The 12019-nt window shown below is 58.6% G+C and carries 10 protein-coding genes and 1 tRNA gene; 7 read left to right on the top strand and 4 right to left on the bottom strand.

The window, feature by feature from the left end; translation table 11 throughout:
- Positions 1-6 precede the first annotated feature (6 nt).
- The 4 genes from WHZ77_RS29740 to WHZ77_RS29755 all read left to right on the top strand — a co-directional run bounded on the left by WHZ77_RS29740 (position 7) and on the right by WHZ77_RS29755 (position 5347).
- On the top strand, positions 7-777 hold the full coding sequence (locus WHZ77_RS29740; RefSeq protein WP_375311202.1) for a serine aminopeptidase domain-containing protein: 771 nt from the start codon (positions 7-9) through the stop codon (positions 775-777).
- Positions 765-1688, top strand: a complete 924-nt coding sequence (locus WHZ77_RS29745) for an alpha/beta fold hydrolase (RefSeq protein WP_375311203.1) — start codon at positions 765-767, stop codon at positions 1686-1688. The genes WHZ77_RS29740 and WHZ77_RS29745 overlap by 13 nt, the downstream gene beginning before the upstream one ends.
- Before the next feature lie 1968 nt (positions 1689-3656).
- Positions 3657-4334, top strand: coding sequence for a 4'-phosphopantetheinyl transferase (locus WHZ77_RS29750; RefSeq protein ID WP_375311204.1), 678 nt, complete (start codon positions 3657-3659; stop codon positions 4332-4334).
- Positions 4335-5140: 806 nt separating this feature from the next.
- Positions 5141-5347, top strand: coding sequence for a hypothetical protein (locus tag WHZ77_RS29755; RefSeq protein ID WP_375311205.1), 207 nt, complete (start codon positions 5141-5143; stop codon positions 5345-5347).
- Between the two features lie 390 nt (positions 5348-5737).
- On the opposite strand, the gene WHZ77_RS29760 is transcribed toward WHZ77_RS29755, so the two are convergent.
- The 3 genes from WHZ77_RS29760 to cpdR form a co-directional block, all read right to left on the bottom strand.
- Positions 5738-5950, bottom strand: coding sequence for a helix-turn-helix domain-containing protein (locus WHZ77_RS29760; protein WP_375311206.1), 213 nt, complete (start codon positions 5948-5950; stop codon positions 5738-5740).
- A gap of 867 nt (positions 5951-6817) precedes the next feature.
- Positions 6818-6892: transfer RNA gene (locus WHZ77_RS29765), tRNA-Val, on the bottom strand.
- A gap of 74 nt (positions 6893-6966) precedes the next feature.
- A complete protein-coding gene (gene cpdR / locus WHZ77_RS29770; RefSeq protein WP_007597092.1) occupies positions 6967-7326 on the bottom strand; it encodes a cell cycle two-component system response regulator CpdR in 360 nt (119 codons plus the stop codon).
- 358 nt (positions 7327-7684) lie between these two features.
- Between cpdR and WHZ77_RS29775 the strand changes: the two genes are divergently transcribed.
- From WHZ77_RS29775 to WHZ77_RS29785, 3 genes are all read left to right on the top strand, one after another.
- The gene (locus WHZ77_RS29775) at positions 7685-8575 is read left to right on the top strand and encodes an N-formylglutamate amidohydrolase (protein WP_375311207.1); all 891 of its coding nucleotides are present in this window, start codon (positions 7685-7687) and stop codon (positions 8573-8575) included.
- A 542-nt stretch (positions 8576-9117) separates the two neighbouring features.
- The gene (gene hisN / locus WHZ77_RS29780) at positions 9118-9900 is read left to right on the top strand and encodes a histidinol-phosphatase (protein ID WP_375311208.1); all 783 of its coding nucleotides are present in this window, start codon (positions 9118-9120) and stop codon (positions 9898-9900) included.
- A 27-nt stretch (positions 9901-9927) separates the two neighbouring features.
- Positions 9928-10890 carry a Bug family tripartite tricarboxylate transporter substrate binding protein gene (locus tag WHZ77_RS29785; RefSeq protein WP_375311209.1) on the top strand — a complete coding sequence of 321 codons (963 nt, stop codon included), beginning with the start codon at positions 9928-9930 and terminating at the stop codon, positions 10888-10890.
- Positions 10891-11064: 174 nt separating this feature from the next.
- Here the strand turns inward: WHZ77_RS29785 and WHZ77_RS29790 are convergent, their stop codons facing one another.
- Positions 11065-11955: a LysR substrate-binding domain-containing protein gene (locus WHZ77_RS29790; protein ID WP_375311210.1), complete on the bottom strand. Its 891-nt coding sequence runs from the start codon at positions 11953-11955 to the stop codon at positions 11065-11067.
- Positions 11956-12019 lie beyond the last annotated feature (64 nt).

The raw sequence follows: 12019 nt of genomic DNA on the forward strand, positions 1-12019 counted from the left end.
CTTGCGATGTTGCCGTTTTTCTTCGGATCAAAGAAGCGCCCCCTGTTCGGCTCCTTCGAACCGGCAACGCACCGCAGTGGCGGAGGCGCTGCGCTGCTGTGCGGATCATGGGGGACGGAATATACCAACGCACACCGAGCGATGCGGGTTCTTTCTAAGCGACTTTGCACCGCGGGCTTTGATACATTGAGGTTCGACTATTTCGGCGCAGGCGATTCCGGCGGAGAGACCATTGACGCGGAACTCGACGGCTGGAAGAACGATATCAGCACGGCGTTAAGGGAATTGACGGAAATGAGTGGGACGTCGCGTATCGCCATCATCGGCATGCGGCTTGGCGCCACACTCGTCGTGGAAGCGGCACCGCTGTTGCCCGTCAGGGCCGACAGCATCGTCCTGTGGGATCCAATTTTGTGCGGAACCGACTACCTTAAGTCACTCCAAGCTCCGCAGGGCGATCACCGCAAAACCACGCCTGTTTCTCCTATGCACGGACCGCCGGAGGTTGCTGCATCCCAACTGGGAGGCCTTCTTGTTTCATCATCCTTTATCGATGGCTTGAGGTCCATTGACCTGTCCTCGCGTGAAGTGCGGCTCCCCTCGAAGGTCTTGACGATTTTCACCGACAATCAGCATCGAAAGTGCAACATCGGCAGCGCCTCGAAGGACAGCGAAGTTGTGATCCTCGAAGCCCCCTCACCCTGGAGGGATTCTGCAGACCAAGAAGAGGGTTTGCCAGTCGAGGTATTTGAACGGATGCTGAAGTGGCTACGGTAGCACACATTGTCGAGAAGATCGCCCAATTCGGTCGCGAGAAGGGGCTGGTTGGAATCGTTGCGGATCCAGCTGTGCCGTCCAACGAAAACAGACTGGCCGTCGTCATTCTGAACACTGGAACAATTCACCGCGTCGGCCATCACCGCATGTACGTCGGAATGTCCCGGAAGCTTGCTCGAACCGGCATCACGGTTCTGCGGTTCGACTTCTCCGGTCTTGGCGACAGCTCGCCCCATTTGTCGGATCAGCCGCTTCTTCAGTCCAATTTGACGGACATCGAGGCCGCTCTGGATTGGCTGCAGGCAACGCGCGGGATTTCCCGGGTCGTGCTGATCGGCCTGTGTTCCGGGGCCGATCACGCAATCCTGTACGGATTTTCCGATCCTCGCGTCGTCGGTCTGGTACTGATTGATCCTTACATCCCGCCAACTGCCCGCTACTTCTTCGACTATCTCTCCCACCGTTTGCGGGACGTCAGGAACTGGAGGAATTTTCGCCTACACAAGAGCAAGCTTCTGAGGCGCCTGTTCGAACATATTTCGCAGACCCTGCATCTGGACGGGGGCCCGTTGCACCTAGAATATCATGGATTAGACCCCCGCGCTTCACTCGAGAAAGCCTATGAGGCCACTGCCCAGGCAGGGGTGAAATTGCTCGTGATTTGCACGGGGCAGCATCATGCGCCTCGCCAGACCTACCGCGAACAATTCATCAACGCCTTCTCCAAGGTTTCGTTCGGCGATTCCTTGCAACTGGAGTTTTTCCAGAATGCTGATCACACTTTCAGTTCCATCAGGTCGAGGAGCGAACTCGACGAACTGGTGGCAAGCTGGTGCGGAAACACGCCATTCGAACGCTCGACGCCGCTGACGCCGCCTATCGCAGACGTTACAGCGCTCTGGTCGGCATGACAGATATTGCCTCGCGCGTATCGTCAGCGCGAACGAACCTCAGTTCAGTTCAGTTCATTCGCTCGTTCATTGAACGAGCGAGCAGAACGACAGATCCAATCACCTCTTCGGCCGCCCCGCCTGCTTGCATCGGAACTCGAGATGAGGCGCGCCTGATTGGCGCGAATTTCGTCCCACGACTGCGTTGATCTTGGTCCTCAGTTCTCTACGAGAACGGGCATTGGCGTGAATCCGGGCGCCCTTTTTACCACCAGCTGCAGGCTGGTGTGAGCGCGAATGATCGAGGAGCAGCGGTGCGATCAAACGCCAATCGGTCTCGGAGACATCGTACCGGCTCGTGATTGAAGGTCGTCCAGGGCCTTGAATCATGACCACGCAGACGCTCAATGATTATACGTACAGAGCCTAGTCCCCATCGTGATAAATGTCTTCGGGCAGGTTGAAGGCGACGTACAGGACGAAGGCAAGTACAGCGACCACTAATGAAATCGACGCCATCCCGATGTAGAGCCACACGATGCGATTTCTTCTCAATCAAACAAATGAAATCAATAGCAGCCCACAAATTAAATCTACCGCCTTGATCGGACAAGACGTGTTCAACATTATGCTTGATTGATAGAGTTAAGAGATACGGTCTTCGCGCTCGAAGCGATATCCGGCCGTTGGCTCGCGAAGATCGTCCTTCTTCAACTGCAAATGCCCTCCCCCATGCCGGTGTGGTCTGTCGCGACACGGATTATTACAGTCAATGATCAGGTTGGGCGACGCTCCAAATCCAGCAGCATCCTCGCTGTGAGTGGGGCGGCAGGCACCGATGCCGCTACGGAAGAATTGCGTTAGGCGTAGCTGAAAGCGGATCTGATTCAAATATCTTCAGGTCCCAAGCATACGAACGAGTGCTATCCAACTCGATAGCGCTATGCAGACTGCAGGACCGGCATACCAAAATCAAACTTACCGGAATTCCCCTCAAGAGAAGGGGCTATCGCGAATTTGCGATCGCTTTTGGACTTGCGTTTCGGAGGCACCCAAGGTCCTGAATTTGTCCTGACCGAACTCTTCTTTGCCTGTTATGCACCTCGGCCTCTGCCCGAGTCACAAGCCCGCGCAGCCGCTGGATATCCAGCATTATGCCTTTCAGCTTCAGATTTGCCTCAAAAATACGTCGGAGACTCGGGCTGGAACTAATCAAAGGCCCCTCACATACAAGCATATAAAATATCCGCCCAATCTTAGCCTTATTTATAGAGCTGGCAACACAAATTTAGTTTCACGTGAATTCGCCGCCCCTCCGCCCATCAGTTCATTTAATATACTCTGCAATTCGCCCGCCATCATGCGATGAGAAACTGCTCGAACGAATACGAGTGTGCTTAGCTTAATTAGAAATAGTCATTTAATGCGAAGCTGCGGAGTTGGGGCACCTCGACTAATTCGAATGACAGCCTCAAGAATCAAAAAACGGCGAGGCTAACGGCGTTGGGTGAACCCCGATCGGGCTTTTGATTTGCTCCGTGGCAGGGCTTTCATATCTCGCACCCGCTGGGCGAGCAGTTTGATCGAACAAGACAAGCTACGCGGCTCAGCTGCGAGCGCCTCGCGGCACCAGCGGGAGACTTCGACGTTAAGTTCACGCAATCACTTGATTTTGTCACCGGCTTTTCAAGCCCTAGAGCGGACTGGCGTGATCCGAGATCGATTGGTTCCTGAGAAATCCACAACAGAAACTCAAGACTCGAAAATCAGTGAAAGTACGCAACCGTAGCAATGAGGCCCAGCAGCAGACAAATGATGAATCCGCCGCCTGACGGAAATGCGCCCTGCTTAATGACCGGCAGTTCCCGACTTCGCGCTGGTCTCACGGCTTAAAATAATCCATTCTTCGAAAGCTTCTTGCCGATCTTTTGGCATGTCACTGACATAAATCTACTGCAAAGTTTTGACAATTAGAATCTCGCTGCCATCATGCTTAACCTGCTCAAGAATCTTCTGCCTCAGGGTGTAGCAGTCGCCGGCGGACCGATTGGTCGCCGCGAGTTTCCTGGTTTTGAAGTTGAGGAACAGGCGCTTGCTCGTGCTGTACCCAAGAGAACTCATGAATTTCGCGCGGGTCGCGCCTACGCCCGTGCAGCACTGAGCATTCTTGGCACCGAATCCTGCGGCATCCCGGTCGGCGAGCATCGCGAGCCGATTTGGCCGCTTGGAATTGTGGGATCGATCACACACTCCAATAGACTCTCATTTGCAATTGTCGCCCGAAGTCGCGATTTTCGCGCACTTGGTATAGACATCGAGGGAGATACTGCCCTTGATCCCGATCTTATTGCTCTGGTCTGTCGCCCGGAAGAACGGGCAAGGGCTGGCGCCTGCGACCAGGACCGAATGGACACGGGGAAGCTGCTCTTTGTCATCAAAGAGGCGTTCTACAAGTCCTATTTCCCAGTTACCGGCACCTTCTTGGAATTTCAGGACGTTTCGGTGACGATCGACATGCATGATCAATCCTTTCATGCAGAGCTGGTCCAGCTGTCGAAACCTTCGTTGGCCGGTTACCGCGTGATTCAGGGGCGTTTTGGTAACAACTGCGGACATATGGTCGCGGTGGTTGCGATGCCTGTGCAGCAAAGTACTGCCAGCCGGTAGTCAAGTCGACTGATCATTCCTCCGTAAGGAGCAGGTTGCGGAGAGGAGAGATGTTTCCTGGCGATCGTGGCGCAACGAAAATCAAACTTGTGCTCGAAGCATCTGAACTACCCATCAGCTGCTGCCCATCTAAGGCGGGCTTGTCTGCATGTAAGATCGAAAGCCCGTGGGCTGGCGCTACATCGGGGTGCGGCCCCACGACCAAGATCAGACCGATCTTTTTTGCGAGGACCACCAGGATTACAGCCACCCAATACGGTCCATAACTCGTTAGGGTGCTCCTAAAGGTACTATTGCGGCGAACTCGTGGGACTCATTGCCAGGGAAACGAAGCACGGCCGACGATGCGGCCAGCGCAATCGGAATCTGGTGTCGCGACGCTACGTAGAACCATGACAGCAGCCCGAGAAAATTCGATCATTGCATGAACGCAGGTAATACCAGGGTCCATCGGCACTCCGTTTTGAATGTTGAGCGCCGCCCGTAGTGCGCGGAGGAGATGGCGCTCTGAGACATCCCTTTCATTTCCTTGCGTCGAGGACTGATGGCGGACATGATCTCGCTTTGCGAGCAATTTCCCAGAGCACGCGCGAGGCCGCAGCGCCATTTCAAAGCGATCAACCGGGAAATCAATTGAAGTCGAAAGCTCGCACGCAACTGATTTGAGGAACCCGCCAAAGCAACTTTGGTGGAAACTGATCTAGCAAGCTGTTGCGATGGAACAGTGCGTCTCGCACTCTTTGGATTTCACGAGGAAGGTAGGCAACGAATTAGGGTATGTCGAGTTCTGCAAGAGAGGAATCGCTATGAAGATCCCCTTTCTTTCTCGAAAATCCAAGCAGCTGTCGGAACAGGAAATCGACGCGGCGATGGAGGAACTCCGAAGGCTGCGCATTGAAGTCGCTCTCGTGGAGCTGGAAACCGAACTCCGTCGCTCCGAGGTGCGCGTGCTCAGGCCGAAGGGTTTTGGAATGGTCCGCCCTTCATCCTCCTACGGCGAAGAGGATCAGTGATACTCGATTTCGCTATGCTATCGAGACCCTCAACGAGTGCCGGGCACATGGTGTCTTCCAGCATAGGCAGATCCTAATTTGGGGAGCTCATTGACACAGCGTATCCGGCGCAAACGCATAACACCGCCGCGTCGAATCCGCCATATGACGGGACATTGCACCGATTGTTCGAGCACTGATGGCGAGCCGATAATAGGTCCGTCCCGTCTGGTCCGGTGATGGATACGACCAAACCGGTACTGCTCCTGTGCCGCCTCATATCGTAGGCAAGTCGCCGCTTGCCTACCCAATCCAATCGTCGGCCTACACGCGGAGAGTGGCGGGGACTATGTCGTCGAGAGCTTTCTATAGCATCGCCAGTTTCGCTTGGAGATCGATCGCGATGCTCGATCACTTTGGCAACTGAGCAAACGATTTCCCGCTCACCCGACTTGCTCTCCCATGTTGTTTTTGAAAGCGCTGCAGTCGGGCGTAAACTGCTTGGCGGCTGCGGTGTAAACGTTCGCCGACTTGCTCAGCTGTAACACCCGAAGCAAAGAGCGATAGAAGTTCCGCCTCTTCGTCCGGCAACCACGGACGCGTCGATGTGCGACTATTCGTCATTCGTCGAGCCTGCACTGCTCAAGGTACGGATGGGGAAGTTGCCGTTCTGGCGACGCCAATAAAAGACTGCCAAACCAAAACTAACGCGGTTTTTTGATCAACGTTAAAAAATAACTCCAAAAAATTGATAAATGATTGTCACTCGGAATACGAACGACGCTGTTCGGCTTCGACTGCCCTCATTTGAGTGCGTTCAGTACTAGTTTTACTGAGTGAAATATTGTCGTTTTGAATTTGATCGATTTAAATTCTAAGAATGACACACTGGGCTGGACGGATATTCCAACGAGAAGCTTTTTATCGGGATGTTTATAGCGTAGCCGCCGCAGCAGTTTGTCTGTGTCTTTGTCATCCGGGAGCCGGAGAGGGACTCGAAACTCCACACTAGGATTATAGTTTCTGTGATCCAACCTTCCCGGTGGGGAGGAGGCGCTGCAAAAGCTGTCTACTCGTCCAGTAGAATAACGCGCTGTCGCATCTCGGGCTGCATTGTGTGCATCAATTTGCCGACGTCCTCACGCCAGGTAGGGGCAAAGACGAGACTAAGTCATAAAGGCCCGCACCGCCCCCGGCCCAGCGCCTCGTAGGGTCGGACGTGAGGCCGAATGTAAGCGAGCCACTCGCTGGCTATTCTTCCTCGAGACGGAGACATGAGCTAGGGACGGTCTTCTGCGTTACCCTCGCGGTAACGCGGGGGAAGCCAGGCTATGCTTCGGCATCCCTCTCCAGCGGTCTGGCGACGAGTGCCCGCATTCCGACACCCGGCTTCGTACGGAAGGGGCAGCGCCGATATGACCCCTCATGGAAATTTCGTGGAAACCACCTCTTCAGGCCTCTGACGCGGGGCGCCTAAGTTATTGAAGAAGATGGTGGGCGCGACAGGGATCGAACCTGTGACCCCTACCATGTCAAGGTAGTGCTCTCCCGCTGAGCTACGCGCCCTAGATGTCGTCTAGATCGGGTCGGGTCCCTATAACGGCTCAGGGGAGCCGGTGCAAGGACCGAAGGGGGCCGATTTAGGCCGCCAGCATCTTGTTCACTTCGCTGACCAATTCGCGCAGATGCACGGGCTTGGACAGCACCTTGGCGTTCTTGGGGGCGTCCGAATCCGAGTTCAGGGCGACCGCGGCGAAGCCGGTGATGAACATGATCTTGATGTCCGGATCGAGTTCCGAAGCCCGGCGAGCGAGCTCGATGCCGTCCATCTCGGGCATCACGATGTCGGTGAGCAGCATCTCGAACGGCTCTTCGCGGAGCCGTTGATAGGCGGCCATGCCGTTGTCATGGGACGAAACCTGAAAACCGGCGTTTTCCAGCGCCTTGACCAGGAAACGTCGCATGTCGTTGTCGTCTTCGGCGAGCAGGATCTTTGGCATGGCTGGAACGTCGAATCCCCAAGGCAATTACAAGGCATCAGCAAAGTTCACTAAGCCCGACAGAGGGTAAATTTCGGGTGAAAATCTTTACCCTGGCCCGACCGGCGCGGCCCCCTTTGTGAACCCGAACGCGGCACGAATCAATCGCGCCGCCCGCTGCAGTCCCCGCCTCGCTGCCCGCACGGTTAAGACATGTTCCAGTTCCGATCACATCTTTTCGCTTGGCAGAATGGTTGCGATTCCGGACAATGACGACACATAAGAGCCGCTTGATCGGCCGAATCATTCGATCCGGGCCTCTTTGCGAAATCTGCGGCGCAAGGGACCCAGCCTGGAATAAGGGACGAAGCCTGAGAAGATGACCCGGTTTGACGGCGACATGTCGCCAGCCTTCGAGATCGTAGAGCCCGCGCAATGGCGCGCGCCGGTCATCTTCAACTCGCCCCATTCCGGCTCCACCTACCCGGACGAATTCCTGAGCGCATCGCGGATCGACCTGGGGACACTGCGGCGCTCGGAAGACTCCTTCATGGACGAGCTGATCGGCCATCTCAGCGAACGCGGCTTTCCGACGGTGCGGGTCAATTTTCCGCGCTCCTATGTCGACGTCAATCGCGAGCCCTACGAGCTCGATCCCCGCATGTTCACCGGCCGCCTGCCGAGCTTTGCCAATACACGCTCGATGCGGGTCGCGGGCGGGCTCGGCACCATTCCGCGCGTGGTCGGCGACGGCCAGGAGATCTACCGCGACCGCATCGTGGTCGACGATGCGCTGGCGCGGATCGAGACGCTCTACAAGCCCTACCATCGCGCGCTGCGCCGGCTGATCAACAAGGTGCACCAGATGTTCGGCACCGTGGTGCTGGTCGATTGCCATTCGATGCCCTCGGTCGGCGTCTCCCGCGACGAGCCGCGCCGGCCGGACATCGTGATCGGCGATCGCTACGGCACGAGCTGCACGCCGCTGCTTCCCGACAGGGTCGAGGAGACCATGGGCGGGCTCGGCTATTCGATCGGCCGCAACAAGCCCTATGCCGGGGGCTTCATCACCGAGCATTACGGCAATCCCGCGAGCGGCCTGCACGCCGTGCAGCTCGAGCTCAACCGCGGGATCTACATGGACGAGCGGCGGCGCGAGCGCGGTCCTCGCTTCGGCCAGGTTGCCTCCGACTTCGGGGTGCTCGCCGACGTGCTGGCGACCACGATCCCGTTCGGCGACCTCGGCCCGTTCCAGGCCGCGGCGGAATAGGCACAAGCCGTCGCCGCGGGATCACGTCGCGGATCAACCCAACACAGCTGCAAGCAGATCGAACGCCGAATCTTCGCTTCGCATTTTCGCGCGGCTGAAGTGAAGATGGAGGCTCTAAGAAAAAAGGGCCGCTTCTGATGAAGAAGCGGCCCAAGTCTAGGGAGGAAACGCCCAAGGAGGGCAGCGGTAACGCAGAGCGCTACCGCACCGCAACAATATGCGGCCGCGACGCACAAAGTGCAAGGGCTTTTGAGCCGTTTCCCATGCAAAACGCACATGGCTCAATTGCTTATACAGAAACCCAGATTCAGTTTCTTTGATAAGGAAATTCAATGGGTTGATAGTCGTTTGCATACGAACAAGGCATGCTCGGAACTAAGTTTTCAACTCAATGATCGATATTTGGCCAGCCCATGGCGGAGGGGGCAGCTGGCGCCGGCATCCAAAATACCAGGGAGCAAATCAAGACAGCGCTGCACGCGAGAGACGATTTAAGCTAGGCAGAAGCAAGCTTCACCCGACTTTCGTTTTGAGGATACGCCGTGACGGTGATCGACTTCTCCGCCTTCATCGGACGGCTCGCGACCGCCTCCGGCGAAACCATCCTGCCGTTCTTCCGCACTTCGCTGTCGATCGACGACAAGAGCAAGACCAAGGATTTCGACCCCGTGACGGAGGCCGACCGCGCCGCCGAAGCGGTGATGCGGCGGCTGATCAAGGCCAGCTTTCCCCAGCACGGCATCGTCGGCGAGGAATTCGGCAATGAGCGCGAGGATTCCGACTATGTCTGGGTGCTCGATCCCATCGACGGCACGAAATCCTTCATCGGCGGCTTTCCGATCTGGGGCACGCTGATCGCATTGCTGCACAAGGGCAGGCCGGTGTACGGCATGATGCACCAACCCTTCATTGGCGAGCGCTTCTCCGGCGACAACGGCTCGGCTACCTATAATGGCCCCTCCGGCGAGCGCCGGCTCCAGGTCCGCCGCTGCGCTTCGCTGTCGGAAGCGACGACCTACACCACCAGCCCGTTGCTGATGAACGAGCGCGACCGCGCCATTTTCGGCCGGATCGAGAAGGGCGCGCGGCTGTCGCGCTATGGCGGCGATTGCTACTCCTATTGCATGCTCGCGGCCGGCCACGTCGACCTCGTGGTCGAGACCGAGCTGAAGCCCTACGACATCGCGGCCCTGATCCCGATCGTGACCGGCGCCGGCGGCGTCGTCACCACCTGGGAAGGCAAGCCGGCGCAAGGCGGCGGCCGCATCATCGCCGCCGGTGACGCCAGGGTTCACGAAGAAGCACTGAAACTGCTCAACCAATAGGTCGTCAAGAAGCCTGCAGGAGCCCGCATGAAGATCAGCCGTACGCTCCTCCTTATGGTCCTGCTGCTGCCGACGCTGGCGTCCGCGCAGAATTTCCCCGCCAAACCGATCAAGCTGATCGTGCCGTTCCCGGCCGGCGGCCCCAACGACATCATCGCCCGCGTGATCGGCCAGCGCATGTCGGAGCTGTCGGGCCAGCCGGTGCTGATCGACAATCGCGGCGGCCAGGGCGGCGTGCTCGGCACCGACGCGGTCGCAAAGAGCCAGCCTGACGGCTACACCATCGCGATATCGAGCGCCGGCGCGCTTGCGATCAGCCCGAGCATGGAGAAGGTCGCCTACGACACGCTGAACGACCTCACACCGGTGACGCTGGTTGCGATCGTGCCGGAAATGCTTGTCGTCGCCACCAACGTGCCGGCCAAGGACATCGGCGAGCTGATCGCGCTGGCCAAGGCGCAGCCCGGAAAACTCAACTTCGCCTCCTCCGGCCCGGGCAGCCTGCCGCATCTGGCCGGTGAATTGTTCAAGCTGACAGCCAAGATCGACATCGTGCACGTGCCCTATCGCGGCGCCGCGCCGGCGGTGAACGATTTGCTGGGCCAGCAGGTGCAGATGACGTTCCTGGACCTGCCCGTGCTGCTGCCGCAGGTCAAGGCAGGCGCTCTGCGGCCGATCGCGGTCGGCTCGGCCGAGCGCTCACCGACTGCGCCTGATGTGCCGACGACGGCAGAAGCGGGCTTTCCCGACCTGCGCATCGAGAACTGGTACGGCATGGTGGCGCCGAAGGGCACGCCGAAGGAGATCGTCGCGGCGCTGCATGGTCTGGCGACGAAGGCGATGGCGGATCCCGCGGTGAAGGAAAAGCTCGCCGCCCAGGGCGCGAAGGTTGTTGGTGACGAGCCAGAGCATTTTCGGAAATTCATCGCGGACGAGACCGCGAAATGGACCAAGGTGATCAAGGACGCTGGGGTCGAGACGGCGAAGTAGCTCGCCTGTGGCCCATCCTTCGAGACGCCCGCCTACGGCGGGCCCTCAGGATGAGGTCGCATTTTGCGGCTGGCTGAATATCAGACCCTCATGGTGAGGAGCCCGCTAAAAGCGGGCGTCTCGAACCATGCAGGCCGAGCACGTTCGACAGTCTCCCTACATCCCGCTAAGCTCTCACACCGCCTCTGCCCGCAAATGCTCCACCAGCACCTTGGCCGGCCGTGGCAGCGCCTTGAAGCTGCGCGCGCAGATCACGAGGCGCCTGTTCGCCCAGGCATCGCGCAGGCGGACCATGGCGAGCGGCATCAGCTTGGCGCAGCGGCGGGCGGCGGCTTCGGGCACCAGCGCGACGCCGACGTCGGCGGCGACCATCTGGCAGATCGCGTCGAAGTCACGCAACCGCGCGCGGAAATGCGGACGCATCCCGAGCCGTGCGGCATGCTTGGAAATATGGACCTGAAGCGCGGTGGCGCTGGTCAGTCCGACAAAGTCGCAGGCACCCGCCTCCTGAAAATCGATCTGGCGGCGGCCAGCAAACGGGCCGCGGCGCGACGTGACCAGGGTCAGGCGGTCCTCGCTGAAGGAGAAGCGCTCGATATGATCGGGCAGCGCATGCTCGGCGGCAAAACCGAGATCGGCGGCGCCCGCGGTGATCGCCGCCGCGATGTCGGTGCTCTCGCGCTCCTCGATGTCGATGGCAACGTCGCGATGCTCGCGCAGGAAGCCAGCCAGCGCCTTCGGCAGATGCTCCGACAGCCCCGAGGTGTTGGCGAGCAAATGCACGCTGGCGCGCACGCCACTGGCAAAGCCGGCGAGGTCGCCGCGCATGGCGTCGACCTGATGAATCACGAGTCTGGCATGCTCGAGCAGGCTCTCGCCGGCCGCGGTCAATTCGACGCCGCGGCGCCCGCGCTTGAGCAGCGCGACGCCTAGAGCATCCTCGAGCCCCTTGATGCGGGCGCTGGCCGAGGCCAAGGCGAGATGCGACCGCTCCGCGCCGCGGGTGATGCTGCGCTGGTCGGCGACCGCGATGAAGAGCTGGAGGTCGACGAGGTCGAAACGCATGGCTGGTCTCCGCAGCTTTCGTCAGTGACGAAGGCTGTCTCCGTAACCTCCAGATTGTGCCGGC

This window comes from Bradyrhizobium sp. A5 (assembly GCF_042076515.1).
GTDB lineage: Bacteria > Pseudomonadota > Alphaproteobacteria > Rhizobiales > Xanthobacteraceae > Bradyrhizobium > Bradyrhizobium cosmicum.